General features: G+C 66.8%; 25 protein-coding genes. 17 read left to right on the top strand and 8 right to left on the bottom strand.

Features of this window, described 5'->3' with window-relative positions; translation table 11 throughout:
* Positions 1-15: 15 nt before the first annotated feature.
* A complete protein-coding gene (locus tag J2853_RS31505; protein WP_307564319.1) occupies positions 16-1,008 on the bottom strand; it encodes a hypothetical protein in 993 nt (330 codons plus the stop codon).
* A gap of 262 nt (positions 1,009-1,270) precedes the next feature.
* Here J2853_RS31505 and J2853_RS31500 point away from each other — a divergent pair, with 262 nt between their 5' ends.
* From J2853_RS31500 to J2853_RS31480, 5 genes are all read left to right on the top strand, one after another.
* A complete protein-coding gene (locus tag J2853_RS31500; protein WP_307564317.1) occupies positions 1,271-1,477 on the top strand; it encodes a hypothetical protein in 207 nt (68 codons plus the stop codon).
* Entirely contained in the window at positions 1,474-1,890 is a 417-nt protein-coding gene (locus tag J2853_RS31495; protein WP_307564315.1) for a type II toxin-antitoxin system VapC family toxin, read from the top strand. Before J2853_RS31500 ends, J2853_RS31495 begins: the two co-directional genes overlap by 4 nt.
* A gap of 178 nt (positions 1,891-2,068) precedes the next feature.
* A complete protein-coding gene (locus J2853_RS31490) occupies positions 2,069-2,362 on the top strand; it encodes a type II toxin-antitoxin system Phd/YefM family antitoxin (RefSeq protein ID WP_307564313.1) in 294 nt (97 codons plus the stop codon).
* Between the two features lie 2 nt (positions 2,363-2,364).
* Complete coding sequence (locus tag J2853_RS31485) at positions 2,365-2,883, top strand: type II toxin-antitoxin system RelE family toxin (protein ID WP_307564311.1); 519 nt, start codon at positions 2,365-2,367, stop codon at positions 2,881-2,883.
* A 483-nt stretch (positions 2,884-3,366) separates the two neighbouring features.
* On the top strand, positions 3,367-4,719 hold the full coding sequence (locus tag J2853_RS31480; protein ID WP_307564309.1) for an acyltransferase family protein: 1,353 nt from the start codon (positions 3,367-3,369) through the stop codon (positions 4,717-4,719).
* A gap of 233 nt (positions 4,720-4,952) precedes the next feature.
* On the opposite strand, the gene J2853_RS31475 is transcribed toward J2853_RS31480, so the two are convergent.
* Positions 4,953-5,084 (bottom strand): hypothetical protein, encoded by a 132-nt coding sequence (locus J2853_RS31475; protein ID WP_307564307.1) that lies wholly within the window; start codon positions 5,082-5,084, stop codon positions 4,953-4,955.
* 157 nt (positions 5,085-5,241) lie between these two features.
* Entirely contained in the window at positions 5,242-6,189 is a 948-nt protein-coding gene (locus tag J2853_RS31470; protein WP_307564305.1) for an NADP-dependent oxidoreductase, read from the bottom strand.
* Positions 6,190-6,560: 371 nt separating this feature from the next.
* Here J2853_RS31470 and J2853_RS31465 point away from each other — a divergent pair, with 371 nt between their 5' ends.
* The 8 genes from J2853_RS31465 (at position 6,561) to J2853_RS31430 (ending at position 10,176) form a co-directional block, all read left to right on the top strand.
* Entirely contained in the window at positions 6,561-6,917 is a 357-nt protein-coding gene (locus J2853_RS31465; RefSeq protein ID WP_307564303.1) for a type II toxin-antitoxin system RelE/ParE family toxin, read from the top strand.
* Positions 6,918-6,955: 38 nt separating this feature from the next.
* The gene (locus J2853_RS31460; protein WP_307564301.1) at positions 6,956-7,213 is read left to right on the top strand and encodes a helix-turn-helix domain-containing protein; all 258 of its coding nucleotides are present in this window, start codon (positions 6,956-6,958) and stop codon (positions 7,211-7,213) included.
* Between the two features lie 208 nt (positions 7,214-7,421).
* Positions 7,422-7,733 carry a hypothetical protein gene (locus tag J2853_RS31455; protein WP_307564299.1) on the top strand — a complete coding sequence of 104 codons (312 nt, stop codon included), beginning with the start codon at positions 7,422-7,424 and terminating at the stop codon, positions 7,731-7,733.
* A complete protein-coding gene (locus tag J2853_RS31450) occupies positions 7,709-8,125 on the top strand; it encodes a PIN domain-containing protein (RefSeq protein WP_307564297.1) in 417 nt (138 codons plus the stop codon). The genes J2853_RS31455 and J2853_RS31450 overlap by 25 nt, the downstream gene beginning before the upstream one ends.
* Positions 8,126-8,366: 241 nt before the next feature.
* Positions 8,367-8,837, top strand: a complete 471-nt coding sequence (locus J2853_RS31445; RefSeq protein WP_307564295.1) for a hypothetical protein — start codon at positions 8,367-8,369, stop codon at positions 8,835-8,837.
* The gene (locus tag J2853_RS31440; RefSeq protein WP_307564294.1) at positions 8,834-9,190 is read left to right on the top strand and encodes a type II toxin-antitoxin system RelE family toxin; all 357 of its coding nucleotides are present in this window, start codon (positions 8,834-8,836) and stop codon (positions 9,188-9,190) included. The genes J2853_RS31445 and J2853_RS31440 overlap by 4 nt, the downstream gene beginning before the upstream one ends.
* A gap of 396 nt (positions 9,191-9,586) precedes the next feature.
* Entirely contained in the window at positions 9,587-9,787 is a 201-nt protein-coding gene (locus tag J2853_RS31435) for an Arc family DNA-binding protein (protein WP_307564292.1), read from the top strand.
* Positions 9,787-10,176: a type II toxin-antitoxin system death-on-curing family toxin gene (locus J2853_RS31430; protein WP_307564290.1), complete on the top strand. Its 390-nt coding sequence runs from the start codon at positions 9,787-9,789 to the stop codon at positions 10,174-10,176. Before J2853_RS31435 ends, J2853_RS31430 begins: the two co-directional genes overlap by 1 nt.
* Before the next feature lie 115 nt (positions 10,177-10,291).
* Here the strand turns inward: J2853_RS31430 and J2853_RS31425 are convergent, their stop codons facing one another.
* The 3 genes from J2853_RS31425 to J2853_RS31415 all read right to left on the bottom strand — a co-directional run bounded on the left by J2853_RS31425 (position 10,292) and on the right by J2853_RS31415 (position 13,077).
* The gene (locus J2853_RS31425) at positions 10,292-11,905 is read right to left on the bottom strand and encodes an amidase (protein ID WP_307564288.1); all 1,614 of its coding nucleotides are present in this window, start codon (positions 11,903-11,905) and stop codon (positions 10,292-10,294) included.
* 5 nt (positions 11,906-11,910) lie between these two features.
* Positions 11,911-12,222, bottom strand: a complete 312-nt coding sequence (locus J2853_RS31420; protein ID WP_307564287.1) for a hypothetical protein — start codon at positions 12,220-12,222, stop codon at positions 11,911-11,913.
* A gap of 195 nt (positions 12,223-12,417) precedes the next feature.
* Entirely contained in the window at positions 12,418-13,077 is a 660-nt protein-coding gene (locus J2853_RS31415; RefSeq protein ID WP_307564285.1) for a hypothetical protein, read from the bottom strand.
* Positions 13,078-13,423: 346 nt separating this feature from the next.
* Between J2853_RS31415 and J2853_RS31410 the strand changes: the two genes are divergently transcribed.
* The 3 genes from J2853_RS31410 to J2853_RS31400 all read left to right on the top strand — a co-directional run bounded on the left by J2853_RS31410 (position 13,424) and on the right by J2853_RS31400 (position 15,047).
* Complete coding sequence (locus tag J2853_RS31410; protein ID WP_307564283.1) at positions 13,424-13,867, top strand: MarR family winged helix-turn-helix transcriptional regulator; 444 nt, start codon at positions 13,424-13,426, stop codon at positions 13,865-13,867.
* Between the two features lie 126 nt (positions 13,868-13,993).
* Positions 13,994-14,746, top strand: a complete 753-nt coding sequence (locus J2853_RS31405; RefSeq protein WP_307564281.1) for a dienelactone hydrolase family protein — start codon at positions 13,994-13,996, stop codon at positions 14,744-14,746.
* 13 nt (positions 14,747-14,759) lie between these two features.
* The gene (locus tag J2853_RS31400) at positions 14,760-15,047 is read left to right on the top strand and encodes a DUF6295 family protein (RefSeq protein ID WP_307564279.1); all 288 of its coding nucleotides are present in this window, start codon (positions 14,760-14,762) and stop codon (positions 15,045-15,047) included.
* 169 nt (positions 15,048-15,216) lie between these two features.
* Here the strand turns inward: J2853_RS31400 and J2853_RS31395 are convergent, their stop codons facing one another.
* Positions 15,217-16,095: a helix-turn-helix transcriptional regulator gene (locus J2853_RS31395; RefSeq protein WP_307564277.1), complete on the bottom strand. Its 879-nt coding sequence runs from the start codon at positions 16,093-16,095 to the stop codon at positions 15,217-15,219.
* A 50-nt stretch (positions 16,096-16,145) separates the two neighbouring features.
* On the opposite strand from J2853_RS31395, the gene J2853_RS31390 reads away from it, so the two are divergent.
* Positions 16,146-16,688: a TIGR03086 family metal-binding protein gene (locus J2853_RS31390; RefSeq protein ID WP_307564275.1), complete on the top strand. Its 543-nt coding sequence runs from the start codon at positions 16,146-16,148 to the stop codon at positions 16,686-16,688.
* A 126-nt stretch (positions 16,689-16,814) separates the two neighbouring features.
* On the opposite strand, the gene J2853_RS31385 is transcribed toward J2853_RS31390, so the two are convergent.
* Positions 16,815-17,048, bottom strand: a complete 234-nt coding sequence (locus J2853_RS31385) for a hypothetical protein (RefSeq protein WP_307564274.1) — start codon at positions 17,046-17,048, stop codon at positions 16,815-16,817.
* Positions 17,049-17,094: the final 46 nt, after the last annotated feature.

The following is a 17,094-nucleotide window of genomic DNA, read 5'->3' as shown; positions in this document are numbered from 1 at the left end:
AACGCGACCGATGGATCAGCGACTCCTGGAGAGACGGCGAGCTCGCTGTACGGACACGATGATCGTCGCACTCACCGTCACCGCGGCCAGGAGGGCTCCCGCGGCGGTCAGCGTCAGGCCGTCCGGGTGGGTCAGGGCCTGGCCACGCTGAGCCTGCCACAGCAGGAGGACGACGACTCCGGCGTAGCCGAGCGCGGCGACGATCACGAGGGCGGTGCGGGTCGTCATATCGTGCAGGACGGGGAAGCGGCGTGCGAGCAGCCGGAGTCCGACCGCGACCAGGGGGAGTGCCTGCAGGGCGTGCAGTCCGACGAAGTGCGCGACGCGGAGGTCGCCTGACTCGGTTGCCCATCCGGTCAGCGGCATGGTGGCGCCGCCGTCGAACCCGCCGACGGAGTGTGCCCCGATCGTGGTCGATTCCAGCCCGTTCCTGAGCGCTTCCGCCTGGTCCGGGGTTGGAGCGGTCATCAGGTAGCCGATCGACATGCCGCCGAGGGACAGTGCGATCCCGAGGGGAATCGCCCATGCCATCGCTCTGTCGAGCCGGCGCTGGAAGAGGAGGAAGACGCCCACGGCGAAGGTCATCAACCAGCCCAGGTAGGCCGCACCGCCCATGATCGCGAAGAGGGTCCCGTCCAGCGGCGTGGAGAAGTTGAAGTGGCTGCGTACACCGCGCGCGGCCTGAAAGGTGATGACCGCGATCTCCGGGAGAAGGAAACCCACGACGACCACCGTGGCCAACCACCAGAGCGTTCGCCGCCATCGCTGGACTTTGCCCAGCATCCACGCCAGCGTGGCCGCGTACAGCGCGAAGGACACGGCGAACTTGAACGGCTTGAGCCAGACCGGCTCGCCGAGTACGGCGCGCTCGTCGATCACCATTCCGATGCCGCTGAATACGGCGAGCACGGTCATGCCCGCCGCGCACAACAGCAGCGGGCGGTGAGCGGTCATCAGGTCGCGGCGGGCTTCCCGGTGAGGGTGAGGGCGGGTGAGCAGGTTCGTCATGGTTGACAGCCTGGTGAACCGGGCCGGCGCGAACCAGAGACAAGGTCATCTATGGGATGTGACCTCATCACGATCAAGACTTTTCGCTACATAACGCATTCGGTTCCCGGTGCCGCTCGGAAGTCCGCCCCCTCGTTGACGAGAGCTCCGGATGCTGCCCCTGGGACACATGCCGACCTTCCAGGTGCGGGTCGGCTTACCGCGCGATGTGCATCGTGGTTCGGCCGGGTGCGTTCCGGTGGTGTCTGGTTACACTCGATACATGAGCGTGATGCGTGAGGAGCTTCACCATCTGGTGGACCGCCTGCCCGAGGAGAAGGTGGCTCCACTGCTCCGCCTTGTCCGGGACCAGCTCGACGAAGAGCCCGTCGCCCGCGATCTGCCGTTCATCGGAATGCTCGAGGCTGAGCCGGATTTCGCGGAACGCTCTGAAGAGATCTTGCGCTCGGAGGACAATCACTCTTCGTGATTGTCATTGATTCAGGACCTTTGGTCGCAGCGGTCAATATCCGGGACAACCATCACGAACTCTGCGTCAGGCTTCTAAGGACTCATCCGGGTCCGCTTCTCGTTCCCGCCACGGTTGTCACGGAAGTCTGCCAGCTCATCGAGAAGCGTCAGGGAAGCAAAGCGGAAGCGGCTTTCCTGAGGTCTTTCCAATCTGGCCTGGTTCTGATCGACCTCATCAACGAAGACCTGGACCGAATGAGTGATTTGGTCGAAATGTATGCCAATCTTCCATTGGCTGTGGCTGATGCCTCCGTGATCACCGTGGCTGAGAGGCTCGGGTTGGCCGAGGTGGCCACGCTCGATCGTCGTCATTTCACTGTTGTACGTCCCCGGCACGTAGACGCGTTCACCCTCTTGCCTGCGCAGCTCTGAGTATGGGGCTGAAGGATTGTCGCTAGAGGTATTCGGGGGATCGGCTACTGCAACACCGGTGGCACCAGCGTCAAGCTAGGTGACCCGTCCGATCGGCTCGGTAGTCGAGGCTATCGGCCCGATGATTGCTGTCCTATACAGATTTCTATATAGTTTTTGTATGGCTGTTCTTCATGATGTGACCGAGCTCACGGTCACCGAGGCCTCGCAGCGCGGGGTGGCTCGTCTGGTGGCTGACGCGGAGCAGGGGGCGGATCTGGTGGTGACCCGTCGGCACCAGCCGGTCGCAGCCGTCGTGAGCATGCGACGTCTCAATGAGCTGGAAGAGGCCGCGGCCGATCTGCGAGATCTGGCGCTGGTTCTCGTGAGGGCCGCCACCGACAGTGGGCGGCGGACGTCGATCGACGATGTCCTTTCCGCTTTCGGGCACACCCGTGAATCGCTGGCCGCGCTCCCGGATGACGACGAGTAGCGATGTCCGACGTCGTATTCACCGACCCGGCCGTTGACGATCTCCGAAGGATCGGCCCGGATGCCGTACCCGAGGTCCTGAAGAAGATCCTCCTGCTGCTGGAGAACCCCGAGGCTGGCTACCCGCTGGGCGGTGAGTTGACCGGGTTCCGCAAGCTCGTCGTCGGGCGGAACACGTGGCGGGTCGTCTACCGGATCACCGACGACAAGGCGGTTGAGATCTGTGAGATCTGGGCGGTCGGTGAGAGGGCCGACGCCGAGGTCTACGCCGAAGCCAAGGCGCGGGTTCGAGCGGCCGGCGTTTCGCGTCCTGAGGTTGTGCGCCTCGGCGAGGTCATCGACCGTCTGGGAACTCTGACCGATCACCTTCACGTCGACGAGGCGCCTGCGCGAGAGCCGGTCCCTGACTGGCTCGCCGATCGGTTGATCTATACGGCCGGCATGGCCCGCGAGGATGTGGCCGCACTGGACCTGGAGGAAGCCGTCGACCTCTGGACGGAGTTCCGCTCGGGGCCGCGTTGACCCGTCGTCGCCGTTCACGGGCTGGGACCGCGTACGGCGAAAGCCGTTCGGCGCTGGGCCACTGCGATGACGGTGGCATCAGCGTCAAACCAGGTGACCCGTCTGGGGGCCGCTCACTCCGCCTGCCGGCGTGATCGCATGAAGTGAACCGCTACCACCGGCACCGAAGCTTCGGGATGCCTCGAAAACAGTCTCGGGGTAAGAGTGCCTTTTTGTCGTTGATTCGCCGCGCTTGGGGCTGAAAGCCCGCCCACACCACCGATTCATGTGGTCGGCTCCGTGCCCCCGAGCTCCTCGACGCGCCGCCCGCACGAGTGTGACAGCCGACGCGCCCTTCCATAGCCCGGCGTTCTCCCGCCGGGCGTTCGAGCCATGGGCCTGAGGCGCCTGAAAGCCCCAGGTTCACGCTGGTCAGCCGTCATCTTGTGGGAGTTATGAGGCATAAATTACCTTTCATCCCGATTGCGCCACTAGTGTTACCGGGTGGCTGAGGTCGAGGAGATTCCGGACAAAACAGGGCAGATGAACATCGGAACCAGCCCGATCCCCTCGTCCCAAGGTGCCCGGCAGTCCTGGCTCGACGCCCTACGCGGGTTCGCCGCGCTGATCGTCGTCTTCGAGCACTCGCTGGACGCCCTGCTGCCCGAGATCCGGGGATCGGTCAGCCCGTGGTTCGACTTTGGACAGTACGGCGTGCTGGTGTTCTTCCTGGTCAGTGGCTATGTCGTGCCGGTCTCGCTGGAACGCCGAGGCAGTGTCCGGGGATTTTGGATCACTCGCTTCTTCCGTCTCTACCCCCTGTGGGGGCTGGCGGCGGTGGCCGGCACCGTGTTCGGCATCGTCGGCGTCTACACCGCCCTGCCCTCCCAGGCCACCGGGCAGCCGGTGACCTTTGTACTGGCACACCTGACGATGCTGCAGGACCTGCTCCGGGTGCCCAGCGTCGTCAACGTTTTCTGGACCCTCTCGTACGAGATGGTGTTCTACCTGCTCGTGACCGCGATGTTCGTGTTCGGCGTCCATCGAGCCAGCGCGCGCACCTCGCTGACGTTCGCGGTGTGTGCGCTCCTCGCCGGCACCCTCGTACCGGCGGGCTGGCTGTCCGACAACCTGGGACAGGGTGTGGTGTGGGTCACGGCCGTCGCGCTCCTCGGTGGGATCGCCGCCGTTCTCAGCGCGAACCGTGGCGTACGGAGGTACGGTGCCGCCGTCCTCGCCTTCCTCGCCCTCCTGCTCCTCACCCTCGATAGCAGGGTGGGCGCGTGGCAGAGCCTGATCATTCTGGCCACCATGTTCGGCGGAACCGCCATCTACCGCCTGGAACGGTCGCCCGCCGAATGGGTGAGATCGCGCTGGATGATCGGTTTGGTGCCCGTCCTCTCGGTCATCGCGGCGGTGGCATTCGGGCCGGGGTGGGGCATGTCGGAGGCCGGGCAGCAGGCGTTCAAGTGGAGCTGGTCCACCGCCGTCGTCGCGGCGTGGCTGACGTTCGCCGCCGGCCTTGTCCTGCGCCGTCGTGCGATCTTGCCCTTTTTCGTGTGGCTCGGCCTGATGAGTTACTCCATCTACCTGCTGCATCCCCTGATCCTGCAGGTCGTCAGGAGACTGACCGTGGATCCTTCGAGGATCTCGCTGCCGGTGCGGCTGGCGTGGGAGGCGATGCTCTTCACGACGGTGATCGGCTGTGCCGCGCTGAGTTACCGCTTCATCGAGAAACCCGCCCAGAGTCTCGGCCGCAGCCTCGCCGGCGCCGTCGGCGAGCGGGAGCGGAACGGGCCACCCCAGGAAGGTGCCTCCCGCGGGGATCGTTCCCTGATCGGCTCAAGCAGGTCCTAGAAATCCCTCACAGTTCCTGATGGTTCCGTTGAGCGGTTCGTGCGATCTCTCCTTCCATCAGGACTGTCAGGATGGCCGTGTCGGTGCGGGATGTGTCGGTGGCTGACCGGGGTACGGGGGTGCCGCCCCGGTCGTGAGGGTCGTATGGTTCGGCGCGGGGTCGTTTCCGGGGTGCCGCGTGGGGAGGACAGCGCCGGGAGGGCGACCGCGGTCAGAACCCGGCCAGCAGGGGGTCAGAGAGCCACCTTGATCGCTGTCTCACCCGGTTCGTCGAGTCTGAACGCCGCCGTCTTCCCAGCCGCCGATACCTCGTACTCACCGAGGAACCCGTTGAACCGGACCAGGCCCTCCTCGTTGGTGGCCATCCTCGTCGGGGCCAGCCACCACTCGCCTTTGATGAGCGAGTGCAGTGCCTCGTGCTCGCGTGGACGCCGGGTTCGCTGCTGCCCTCTTCGTGCGGGCCGCCTCGACAGAGCGGCTCCCGCCCCTCAAATCCGCGGAGCAGGATCGAAGAAGCCCGATCTACACGGTGAGCACGATCTTGCCGGTGGTGCGCCCCGTCTCGCCTCGCTCGTGGGCCTTGGCCGCCTCTTCCAGTGGCAGTACCGTATCGATCTCGGCCCGGAGTCCGCCCTTCTCGACCAGCGCGGCGATCGCCCTCATACCGGCGTAGTCCGGCTCCACGAGCATGGACTCCGCACGGATGCCCAGCTCCTCGGCCTGAGCGTTGAGCCCTTCGGCCATATTGGACAGCACGAGCGACACGATGACGCCGCCTTCGCGCAGGGTGCGCAGTGAACGCGGTCCGTAGTCGCCGCCCATGGTGTCGATCACCACGTCGATGGCTCCGGCCGCCTCGGCGAAGTCGACGCTCCGGTAGTCGATGAGTTCGTCCGCCCCGAGGCCGCGTAGAAACTCGTGCTTGGCGGCGCTTGCCGTGCCGATGACGTGAGCGCCCCGGGCCTTGGCCATCTGCACCGCGAGATGGCCCACTCCGCCCGCGGCGGCGTGAATGAGCACCCGCTGCCCGGCCTTCACTCCCGCGATGTCCACCAGCGCCTGCCACGCGGTCAGCGCGGCCAGCGGGAGCGCGGCCGCCTGCACATGGTCGATTCTCCCGGGCTTGCGGGCGAACGTGCGGGCGGGTGCGGCCACGTACTCGGCGAACGCACCGTGGCCGTACGGGTAGCGCAGCATGCCGAACACCTCGTCACCCGGCTTGTAGAGCGCTGTCCCGATCCCGACGGACTCGACGACACCGGAGACGTCCCATCCGAGGACGAACGGCGGCCGTCCCAGCAGGCCGCCCGTGGCGCGATGCTTCCAGTCCGTCGGGTTGACCCCGGCCGCATGCACCCGCACCAGCACCTCGGTCGGACCCGGAGTGGGCCGCTCCACCTCTACCTCCCTCAGCACCTCGGGGCCGCCCAGGACGTCCTGGCTGATCGCACGCATCGTCGTCGCAGTCATGCCGACAAGCATTTCAACGACCCGGCGGCATCGGAAAGTGGCCAGGCGATCAATATGCGAAAGGATCCGGCCAATGGCGTGCGCTCACCTCTCCCGCGGACCGGGCCTTCGCCCAGCGGCTACTGCGACAGCGGTGGCACCAGCGTCAAGCCAGGTGACCCGTCCGAGGAGATTCTCGGCAGGCCGGCCCGGTCGACCGCGGAACGGCCTTCCGAATCTTGCTCCATGCGGCTCAGACTCATCTCCTGGGCGTGAGCTGTATTTGCTCGATCTAACGTGTCGTCGTGCTCCATCAGTGGTGGGCATTCGTACGTCATCGTGTTCGGGCAAAAACAATATGTGACAGAGGTACGGCTCATAGCATCAACGCTATGAGCTGGGGTACCGTAAAGCTGGAGCCAGAAGTTCGGAAGTGGCTCGAAGCTCTGCCTGCGACATCGTTTGCGAGGGTGGCTTTCTGTGTCGATCTGCTGGCGGCGGAGGGTCCTCTGCTGGGGGAGCCTTACACGAAGCAGCTGGACGGCAAGCTTCGGGAGCTCCGGTTCAACCTCGACGAGTTCGCTGTGCGAATCACTTACTGGATCGCGACCGGCCGCCGGATCGTGCTCTTGACCGTATTCCACAAGACGCGGACGCGCGATGATCGTGAGGTTGAGCGAGCTCGGCGAGCCATGCGTCGCTGTGTCGAACGGGCGCACACCGTCGACGAGGGAGAAGAAGCGGTATGAGCGGGCAAGGGAGCTGGCGAGAGCTCAGAGATCGCCGGATGGCCGAGCCGGGTGCGGCTGAAGCCTACGAGGCCACGCGTATCGCCTACGAGCTGGGTAAAACGGTCCGGGCGATGCGCGAGGGACGAAGCTGGAGCCAGAATGACCTGGCGCGCGCGGCCGGTATGACCCAGTCGGCGGTGGCGCGGTTCGAGGCGGGCGGGACGATCCCGACGTTGCCGGTGCTGGAGCGCCTGGCGCGTGCTTTGGATGCGGATGTCGAGGTCCGTCTGACGCCGCGGGCCCCCGCTGCTTGAAGCTGAATCCGGAAACCCGCTATCACGCTGTCGAGAGCTCCGACGGCCACTGTGGGGTAGATGGCACCAGTGTCAAGCTAGGTGACCCATCCGAGTGGGGCACCTGCCAGGCTGGTCTGGCTCCCACCGAGAAGTAGGGCTCGACCGCTCGATCCATCGATGGGTGAACTTCCCAGCTATTTGCTACTTCGAGTAGTAAACTGGTCGCATGAGTGTGCCTGAGCGGGAGTTCGCCCCGGGGGACGGTCCGGCGGCCAAGGTCAGTGTCTCCTTGCGTGCGGGGAACATCCGGGCGGTCAGAGAACGCGTCGGAGCGCGCGGGTTCTCCGCCTATGTCGATGCCGCGGTCGAACGTCAGATCGAGCGAGATCTCCTGGAGGAGGCGCTTCAGGCTAACGAGGCCGCCTGCGGATCGATTCCGCAGGGATTGCGCGATGAGGCGGCGGAGCTGTTTCGCAGCGTGAAGTCCGCACCCGAGCTTCAGGAAGAGGGCGGATGGCGCGCGCACGAAGCAAGCTGAGCGCGGGCACCGTGGTCCTCGACTGCGAAGGCCTCGTCAGGTGGTGCGAGGCCGATCAGAGGGTGACCGCGATCGTGCGGGGAGCTCAGGACAACGACTTCCGGGTCGTCGTCAGCGCGATGACGCCGATCGAGGCTCAGGACGTCCGTGTGAAAAGTGATCGCCTCAGATGGCATCTGTCCCGGCTGAAGGTCGAGCCGGTGACCGAGGACATCTGTGGGCGGGCGATCGAGCTTCTGCGTGATGCTCGGCTACATGGTCATAAGTACGCCATTGATGCCGTGGTGGCTGCCACCGCCTTGCGTGCGGCCAGGCCGGTGATCGTCCTCACCTCCGACAAGGACGACATGGACAAGCTCTGCGGAAAAACCGTCAAGGTCATCGGAGTCTGAGGCTCACCGGCCACTTGGCAGTGCACGGTGGCCGGCACCAGCGTCAAGCTATGTGACCCATCCACGTGAGGTCTTGCCGGACGGGCGAGGACCCGGCCGAAGATGACTTCCCGCGCTTGCATGTCTTTCGGGGGTGAGTCGTCCGACGGTTCGGCTTGCCCGGTTTGCCGGTAGGCGACGGCAGAGCAATCTCTCCTGCGTTCACCATCTATCAGAATGTGTTCTGACTTACGATGGCGGGGTGAGCACTGGTAACGCCGACGCCGTCACCTTCTCGGACCTGTCGAGAAACCCCCGAGCTGTCGCCGAACGCGCCGCACGCCTCGGTCGAGTACGCATCACCCACCGCGACGCCCCCGATTTCTACCTGACCGCCGCCGACCGCGAGGATCAACGCGGGCAGACGCTGGCTACCGCATCCCGCCTGTTCCTTGCCCTCATCAAGCACGATCCGACCGCCCGCACGCTGGTCATCGCCATGCCCGAGGTCTTCCCCTGGGTGCGCCACCTCACCTCCACCGAACTGCGTGCCTTCACTCTGGAACTGGTAGAGGCGCTCTCCGATGCCGCGGAGCTGGATGTCGACGTCACCACCCAGGAAGTCATCGCGGGCTGGCAGGCGACCGCTCGGATCAAGGCCGACCCCGTGCGCTACGCCCAGGCTCGCAAGGCCACAAGCGGTGACTTCGGACCGGTAGAGGTCTCAGCATGAGTCCGAAGCGTGGTGATCGGGTCACGGTCCCACCTCCGGATGGCGAATGGGATATCCGGTTCGGTAGCAGCGATGCGGTCAAGGGATGGGAGGAATTGTGCCGTCATGCCTTGGCCAACACGCGCCGGTGCTTTGAGGCACTGCGCGCTAATCCACGCTCACGGGCTGATCACGAGCGTCAACATCGCCTACGCGGCGACCTCGCGACTCATCGCCACAATGGCCAGGAACTGGAACAATGGGAATTCGAGGTCACCAGCGGCGGGCGCGTCCGCTATGCCGTCGATGACGCCACCCGAACTGTCTGGGTCGTCTACGCATCACCTCGTCACCCGAAGGACACCGACGCCTGAAGCCGAGGGCTGGAATCCGAGCAGGTGATCTCCCACCCGGACCGCGGCAGCCTCGGAAGATCCGATGGATACCCCAGCCTCGGCGGCACCAGCGTCAAGCCAGGTGACCCATCGAAGTGGAGCTTCTGTCAGACGGGTCTGCTCTCGATCGAGGAGTAGCTCCACAGCTCTCCGCCGTATGGCTCACGCTCGAATTCTGGACGTGGGCGGTCTTACCGATCGTCTACCTTGTTGGCTGGTCGGACCTCAGCTGATGAGCGCATCGCGTCCTTGCGGCCCACGGCTCGGTGAGGCCCTATAGGAGACGCGGCGTCACTTTGCGTCCAATCGGCTGGATATTTCTACTGCAGCGTCAAAGCCCCGAGGGATGGTACCAAAAAGTGGTACCATCCGAACATGGCTGAGACCAGACTGCGTCTTCCCGATGAGACCTATGAGCAGATCAAGCAGATCGCCAGCGGTGACGCTCAAAGCGTCAATTCCGCGATGATCGTCGCTATCGAGGAGTACATCGTTCGGCGTCGACGTGAGCGCTACGAGTCGATAGGCAGGAAGGTTGCGCAACGCGATCGGGAACTGCTGGATCGCCTGGCGTGATGACCTCTTTTCCGACGACGGAGGACATCCTCGCTCTGGCCGGCGCCGTGCTTCCCGCCGTCGATGTGCGTGACGGGGGTCAGTTACACGCGGCCGTGTTGCGTCCGCAAACGTCGGCGTTCGGTGAGGACGCCTACCCGGATCTTTGGGAGAAGGCCGCCGCGCTCATGCACGGCATCGTCCTGGGCCACCCCCTGGTGGACGGCAACAAGCGGCTCGGTTGGGCCGCTGCCGTCGCCTTTCTTGAGGACAACGGGGAGATCCTGGAATACCGGGATGTCGACGAGGCCGAGAGTCTCGTCATCTCGCTGGCCAAGGGGGAGTTGGACGATATCCCTGACCTGGCTCGCCGGCTTCGGGGCCTCGGCCGCCGACCCGAAGCGGAGTAGGGGCCGCGAGGCGGAGGGATTACTGCCGCATCGGTGGCACCAGCGTCATGTGCCCGGTCGGGATGCCGGCCCCGGATCGTTCCGGTTTCCCGGGGACGATCCGGGGCCGGGTCCGTTACTGCGACTGCTCGGCAGCCTCCTCGGCGGTGAGACGACCCCGTTCGGCCGCCGTCGCGCGCAGCCCGGCGGCCGACGGGTCCGCCGGTCGGCGCCAGTGCCAGTCGGAGGCCGCCTGGTAGGCGGCGACGACGGACAGCAAACGATCCTCCGCGTACGGCAGGCCGCCGAGGATCGTCCCGATGGGGGTGTTCGCCGCGGTGAACCCGATCGGGAAGCCGATCTCCGGCAGGCCGATGGCGTCGAACGGCGTCGGCGACGTCTGCACCACCACGTCGCACTTGTCGAACACCTGGTCCAGCACCCGCTCCAGCAACAGCAGCTTGGCCCGCTGCCCGGTGACGAGCTCGTTCGCGCCCAGCATCGCCCCCTGCAGCCAGCCCAGCACCGAGACTCCGAAACCGCGCAGGTCGGAGCGGAGGTACGGCATGAACGGCTCGCTGCGTTCCGGCAGGCGGACGTTGTTGAAGTCGTTGCCGGACAGCAGCGCCCACTCGTCCGGGAACGGCACGTCAACGAGCGTGACCCCCCGGATCGCCGACATGGCGCTCAGGAACTTCCTGCGTGCCGTGGCGGTCTCGGAGGTGCCGTCGGCGTATCCGGGCAGCACGCCGATGCGGGTGTTCCACCGCAGTTTGAGCCGGTTGCCGGTGTAGACGGGGGTGGCCGCGTCGATGAGGTTGGGAACCTTGGGCAGGCCCTGGGTACGGGGGTCGGCCGGATCCTCACCGGCCATCGCGGTAAGCATGATCGCCGCGTCCTTGGCGTCCCTGGCGAGGGTGCCGGGGTGGTCGCGGGAGTAGGAGAGCGGGATGATTCCGTACAGCGAGACCCGGCCCATGGTCGGCTTGAGGCCGGTGAGGTTCTGCGCGTTCGACGGCGCGGTGATGGAGCCGCCCGTCTGAGTCCCGGTACCGGCGGTGGCCATCCGGCCGGCCACCGAGGTCGCCGTGCCCGACGACGATCCGCCGGGATCGATGTCCAGCTGGGACGGCGCCCACGCGTTGACCGTGGTGATCACGCCGGCCGGGGTCGTGGCCCGCGTGGTGGCCAGCGGGCCCATCTGGGTCTTGCCGAGCACGATCGCCCCGCCGGCTTTGAGGCCGGCCACGGCGGTCGCGTCGAACGGTGGTACGAAGTCCTTGAAGAGGAACGAGTTCGCCGTGGTGCGTACGCCCGCGGTGTAGAAGTTGTCCTTGATCGCAAGCGGTATCCCGTGCAGCGGGCCGCGATGGGGCCGCCGGGCGATGTTCCTCGCCGCGGCGCGGGCGGCGTCGGCGAGGACGGCGTTGAAGGCCAGGTACGTCGGTTCGAACGCGTCGACCCGGGCGAGGTAGGCCTCCACCAGCTCCAACGAACTGATCTTGCGGTTACGGATCATCCAGGCGGCCTCGGCCAGCGTCAGCTCGGTCGGGTCGGCCATGGCCTGCGGGCGAGGCTTCACGTAGGCGTTGGGCGAGTCGACGTTGTGGTCCCTGCCCGAGCCGCCGGCCAATGCCGGTGCGGGCAGGGCCACCCCGATGCCGGCGACCGCGCCCACCGCCGCGGTCCTGGCCAGGAACGCGCGCCGGTCGAAGGTGAGATCCGAGGGCTGGTCCGCTGTCTCTTCCATCGTGCTCACTTTCGCCACTCCAGGCTGATGGAGGGATAGAGCATCGGCGCACGTTGCTGGGACAGCGCGGTGGCGGTTGCGGGGTCGGCGGTGGAGCCGGTCGTCGCCGGGGCGGGAAGCCGGTAGGCGGCGAGGGTCGCGACCGTGCCGCGCATGAACGAACGCAGGGAGGCGAGGACCGTGTCGCGGCCCGGCGATCCGGTTTCCGGATCCGCCGTCGTTCCGGGTGGCAACTGGTCGAGATCGATGCCCAGTGAGGCGAGCCGGGCTCTGATCAGGACGTTGAGTTCGGCGTCGGCGGGTGCTGGTGGAGTCACAGGTGTTTCTCCCGAGGGTAGGAAGCCCGTTCACTGTCAGAGCACCCCGTGTCGGCCCGATGACCCAAAGATCACAAACTCGTTAAAACACGGGCGAATCCCCTTTCGGGTGAGGGGAAAGGCGCCGGCAGCCGGGGAGATCGTGCCGGGAGGGCTTTCGGGCGGTTCTCCTGGCACGGTGCGGGTCGGCCGCGGTCATCGGCGTTGTGCTCGCCACAGGGCGGACGCCAGCCAGAGACTTCCCGCGGTGATCAGCACGCCGTGGGCGATCCTCATCGCGGGGGTGCCGAAGAACTGCGGGATGAAAAGGGCGAAGCCGATGGCGATCGGGACTCCACTCCATCGGGGCAGGATGCCGGACCGCCAGACGGCGACGGCGGCCAGAATCGAGCCGACCGCCAGCGACACCAGACCGGCCCCGAACACGGTGATCGCGATCGGGTTGAAACGTACGGCTTCGGTCAGCTCCACCAGCAGCTTGAGGTCCTGTGTGTCGAGGGCCCGCTGTCCGATGGCGTTCAGGCCGAAGTCCTCGGCTCCGAAGTACGCCAGGGTGAGTCCTGCCCCTATCCAGGTCACCACGACCGCGCGGGAGACGAGCGGTTCGGCGGACGTCTCCCTCAGCGCGACGCGCAGGCCCAGCAGGCCCAGGGACAAGAGGATGAAGCCGATCATGCCGAACAGGTGCGCCGCGACCCAGGCGGGGGACGCCATCGCCTCCGCGCCCTGTATCGACGTCTCGTCGGCGTAGGGCCGTACCAGCGGATAGAGCAGGAACAGGACACCGCTGATCGCGATGGACAGGGCCCCCAGGCGTGCCCGTCCCGCCGCGGCGGGGGAATTGCCGGTGTTCACGAGTTCTCCGATCAAAGACGGGAAGGGGCCATCCGGAGCGAAGAGCTCGGTGCCCTGATTCGAGAGCAATGCTCTTGTATTTGGGCGGTGAAGTCAAGAGCGATGCTCTCTTTTTGGGTTGATGCTTCGATGTGTGGAGGGCGCTCACGCTCGGTGGGGCGGGGCTGCCGAAGGGGCCGGCCGCTCGTTGAGAACCCGCGGCCTGCTCGCTCGGTGCGGAGTGCCATGGCCGGGGGCCCGTTCCGCGCCCTGCGATGGGGGCTGCGGACTCGCGCCCGAACGTGGGGTGTCCCTGACGCAAACAGGCTCATCCCAACTATTAAGTTTGACTGTGTACCATTTCGGGGTGAGCGATCTATCTCACGCGGAGGCGGTCGCCGAGGAGATCCGAACCGCGATCGGCCGGGTGGTACGTCGCCTCCGGCAGGAGTCGGGCATGCCCAACCACCAGGTCACGGCACTGTGGTGGCTCGAACGACACGGCCCGATGACGGCGAGCGGTCTCGCGGTCACCGAACGGATCACCCCGCAGTCGATGGCGGTCACCCTGGCGGCCCTGTACGACCAGGGCTTCGTGGACCGAACACCCGATCCGCACGACCGCCGGCAGATCCTGTGGTCGGTCACCACGCGTGGCCGCGAGGTCGTCGTCGAGGATCGGGCTCGGCGGGCTCGGTGGCTGGTCACCGCGATCGATGAGGAACTCACCGGCGAGGAGACGGCCCGGTTACGGGACGCGGCAAGGCTGCTGAACAAGATCATGGACAGGAGCGAGGCCGGTGGCGCCTGACGAGGCCGGCTCGGTCCCGGTGGGATACCTGCGGGTACGGACCCACACCTGCCGCGAGCCTGCGGCGAGGGGCGGCCGGTACACGCATATGGAACAGATTCGCGCGGAGCACGAGGAGACACGGACATGACGAACACGAACGACACGATGTGGGCCGGCACGGTGGCGATCACCGGGGGCGGGGAGGCCGAGCTTGAGGCGTACCTGGCCCGGCCGCTCGGCGACAGCCCGCGTGGCGGCGTGGTGGTGATCCACCACCTGCCCGGGTACGACGAATCCACCAAGGAGATCGTCCGCACGTTCGCGGCGCATGGCTACGCGGCGATCTGCCCGAACCTCTACTCTCGGGAAGGCGCCGGCGTCAGCCCCGACGACCAGGCCGCCGCCGCACGGGCCAAGGGCGGTATCCCTGACGAGCAGCTCGTCGGCGACGTCGCGGGGGCCGCGGCCTACCTCAACTCCCTCGACCACGCCAACGGCAAGATCGGCGTGATCGGATACTGCTCGGGAGGCCGGCAGGCCTTCCTGGCGGCCACCTCACTGCAGCTCGACGCGGCGGTGGACTGCTACGGCGCGTTCGTGGTGAACGACGCGCCCGCGGAATCCCCGTTCAAGCCGAAGTCCCTGATCCCCAAGGCTCCCGATCTGTCCTGCCCGCTGCTCGGCCTGTTCGGCGACGAGGACTCCTACCCGGGGCCGGAGGAGGTCGCCACGCTCTCCGCCGAGCTGGAGAAGCTGGGCAAGGAGCACGAGTTCCACAGCTACCCGGACGCGGGGCACGCGTTCTTCGCCGTCGACCGGCCCTCCTACCGCCCCGCCGCCGCGGTGGAGGGCTGGAAGAGGGTCTTCGATTTCTACGGCCGTCACCTCAGCGTCTGAGCAGGAGACCAGTATGTGCACATATCTCACCGAGAAGATCGAACTCGACGGCGCCGGCAAGGGGGGCTCCGGCTGGTTCATGCTCAGCGAGGGGGCCGTCTACATCGACCACCCCTACCACGCCTGTCACGAGCACACGGTGAACATCGACTTCACGAACCCGGCGGACGGTCCCTCGGCGCGGGTGGCGGTCGAGCTCACCGAGGAGTCGGCGCTGGCCCTGGTCGAGGCCATCCAGAAGGCTCTGGCCGCCGCGCCCGCCGGGCTCGCCTCCGGCCGGAGCCGCGTCACCTCATCCTGAGCCGTCATCTGAGGTACGGCTGGGCCTTCCGGTGAGCGTGGTGACCCACCCGCCGCCGGAAGGCCGCCGACCTCCGGCCAGGAAGTCCCAAGGGTCGTCGGTTCGTGGTCCTGAAGAGGCCCACGAACCTTAGATGCGAAGAGACCCGTGGACCGAGGGCCGAAGCCCCTCAGTCTCCGCCGGCCGTCCGGCGCCCTGGAGAGTCGCCCTCGCCACCCGCGGAAGCGCGCCTTTCCGACTCGGCCCCGCTGTCGCGGACCGTTCGTGCGTACTGCGACGGGGGCATGCCGACCGTGTTCGTGAAATCGCGGATGAAGTGGGCCTGGTCGCTGTATCCGAGCTCCACGGCGAGGGCCGTCCAGTCGACGGTCAGGCCGGATCCCGCCCGTTCCGCGGCCTCGTGCATCCGATAGCGCCGGATCACCCATTTCGGCCCCACTCCGACGTGCTCCGCGAAGAGCCGCTGCAGTCTTCTCGCGGACACGCCGAGGCGTTCCGCCAGATCGTCGACCCGGACGACGCCGGAGTCACCCGCCGCCAGGGCGACCATTCCCGTCACCTCCTCGGCGACGGCGTCACGCTCCGGCCGTACCGCTCGAAGGAACTCGTCCACCAGCGCGATCATCCCTGCCCCGTCCGGAGCGTTCAGGACGTTTTCCGCCAGCCGGGGACCGGCCGGCCCGAAGACGTCCGCCAGGTCGAGCGTGCGGTCCGTGACGGTGGACAACGGCGCGTTGAGGAAAGGCCGGAATCCGCCGGGATGGAACAGCACCCCGAGGACCCGTCCCCTGCCCGCGAGCATCTGGTGGAACCGCTCGCGGATCACTCCTTTGACGCTGCTCGACCCGTCCGGTGCGAAGGTCATGTGCACGGAGGGATGGGGCAGCACGCACTGTTCGTACGGCTCCCTCAGATTCCATTCGACGTGCCAGTAGTGCGCGACGAACGGGGTGAGGTCATCCGACGGCGGCCGGCGGTCGAGGTGAAAACCGGTGATGGCGGTCGCGGGGTTGATGATGCCCCGGGTGCCTCCGTACTGGGGTCGCATGTCGCATTTCTTCAATACAAGGACGAACGGACGTCTTTAGCGTAGCCGTCATGGAGTTCTACGAGCGGATGCGTGAGGCGGCCCGAAACGCCGTCACGGTGGTCGAAGGCGTCAAACCCGAACGGCTGGGCGATCCCACGCCCTGCGACGGCTGGAACGTGGAGGCGCTGATCGAGCATCTGACCACCTGGGCGGGATACGGCTCGGAGCTGGCGGCACGCAAGGAGCCCTTCGACGGCACACCACATCAGGCCGGCTTCGCGGAGCAGATGGAGAGAACGATGGCGGCCTGGGGAGAGGCAGGCGCGCTCGACGGAACGAGCTACATGGCCATGACGGAGATGCCCGCCCCGGTCGTCGGGAGGCTGTACCTGACGGAGCTGGTCCTGCACGGCTGGGACCTGGCGCGAGCGACCGGTCAGGAGCCGGTCGTGAGCGAGGAACTCGCGACGGTGACCCTCGAAGCGGTGACGATGACGGCGGAGCGGGGCCGCGCGTACGGCATCATGGGCCCGGAGGTGGCGGTTCCCGCCTCGGCCTCCACGCTGGAGCGGGCCCTCGCCATGAGCGGACGCGACCCCTACGCCTGGTGAACGCCTGAATCCTCCGGGAACGGCGAGAACGTTCCCCGTGAGGCTCCGGCGACGGGCGCACGCGACCCCCCGGTTCCCGCGGCGCGGTGTTCTTCCCCACGAGGGCAGGCGAGAGGCGCGCCGCGTTCAGGAATCGTTTCCTCTTCTGGCGGGAGTCCGCTCGTCCGCCTCACTGGCGAGTTGATCCTCCACGATCGCGCACCAGCGGTGCCATCGTGCCAGGTCGAGGTGCTCCTCGATGTCGCCCACCCCCGCCTCGGCCATGCGCTGGTGATCGACGGCGGCGGTCTCGTGCGCGTTGGCCAGCGCATGGTGGCCGTGGTTGGCGAGTGATTCGCTGACCGCCAGACTCACAGCCACCTCTCCCATCGTCTTTGGCCGGTTCAAGGGCCCGTCGCCGACACCG

Origin of the sequence: Streptosporangium lutulentum, from assembly GCF_030811455.1 — a bacterium.
GTDB classification, from domain to species: domain Bacteria; phylum Actinomycetota; class Actinomycetes; order Streptosporangiales; family Streptosporangiaceae; genus Streptosporangium; species Streptosporangium lutulentum.
This window is presented reverse-complemented; position numbering and strand designations above follow the sequence as displayed.

What these genes read in the sequence shown, in the direction of transcription:
- J2853_RS31505 (WP_307564319.1), bottom strand. Translation starts at nt 1,008, where the DNA reads ATGACGAACCTGCTCACCCGCCCTCACCCTCACCGGGAAGCCCGCCGC.
- J2853_RS31500 (WP_307564317.1), top strand. Translation starts at nt 1,271, where the DNA reads ATGAGCGTGATGCGTGAGGAGCTTCACCATCTGGTGGACCGCCTGCCC.
- J2853_RS31485 (WP_307564311.1), top strand. Translation starts at nt 2,365, where the DNA reads ATGTCCGACGTCGTATTCACCGACCCGGCCGTTGACGATCTCCGAAGG.
- J2853_RS31475 (WP_307564307.1), bottom strand. Translation starts at nt 5,084, where the DNA reads ATGGCCACCAACGAGGAGGGCCTGGTCCGGTTCAACGGGTTCCTCGGT.
- J2853_RS31470 (WP_307564305.1), bottom strand. Translation starts at nt 6,189, where the DNA reads ATGACTGCGACGACGATGCGTGCGATCAGCCAGGACGTCCTGGGCGGC.
- J2853_RS31465 (WP_307564303.1), top strand. Translation starts at nt 6,561, where the DNA reads ATGAGCTGGGGTACCGTAAAGCTGGAGCCAGAAGTTCGGAAGTGGCTC.
- J2853_RS31460 (WP_307564301.1), top strand. Translation starts at nt 6,956, where the DNA reads ATGGCCGAGCCGGGTGCGGCTGAAGCCTACGAGGCCACGCGTATCGCC.
- J2853_RS31455 (WP_307564299.1), top strand. Translation starts at nt 7,422, where the DNA reads ATGAGTGTGCCTGAGCGGGAGTTCGCCCCGGGGGACGGTCCGGCGGCC.
- J2853_RS31450 (WP_307564297.1), top strand. Translation starts at nt 7,709, where the DNA reads ATGGCGCGCGCACGAAGCAAGCTGAGCGCGGGCACCGTGGTCCTCGAC.
- J2853_RS31440 (WP_307564294.1), top strand. Translation starts at nt 8,834, where the DNA reads ATGAGTCCGAAGCGTGGTGATCGGGTCACGGTCCCACCTCCGGATGGC.
- J2853_RS31435 (WP_307564292.1), top strand. Translation starts at nt 9,587, where the DNA reads ATGGCTGAGACCAGACTGCGTCTTCCCGATGAGACCTATGAGCAGATC.
- J2853_RS31430 (WP_307564290.1), top strand. Translation starts at nt 9,787, where the DNA reads ATGACCTCTTTTCCGACGACGGAGGACATCCTCGCTCTGGCCGGCGCC.
- J2853_RS31425 (WP_307564288.1), bottom strand. Translation starts at nt 11,905, where the DNA reads ATGGAAGAGACAGCGGACCAGCCCTCGGATCTCACCTTCGACCGGCGC.
- J2853_RS31405 (WP_307564281.1), top strand. Translation starts at nt 13,994, where the DNA reads ATGACGAACACGAACGACACGATGTGGGCCGGCACGGTGGCGATCACC.
- J2853_RS31400 (WP_307564279.1), top strand. Translation starts at nt 14,760, where the DNA reads ATGTGCACATATCTCACCGAGAAGATCGAACTCGACGGCGCCGGCAAG.
- J2853_RS31395 (WP_307564277.1), bottom strand. Translation starts at nt 16,095, where the DNA reads ATGCGACCCCAGTACGGAGGCACCCGGGGCATCATCAACCCCGCGACC.
- J2853_RS31390 (WP_307564275.1), top strand. Translation starts at nt 16,146, where the DNA reads ATGGAGTTCTACGAGCGGATGCGTGAGGCGGCCCGAAACGCCGTCACG.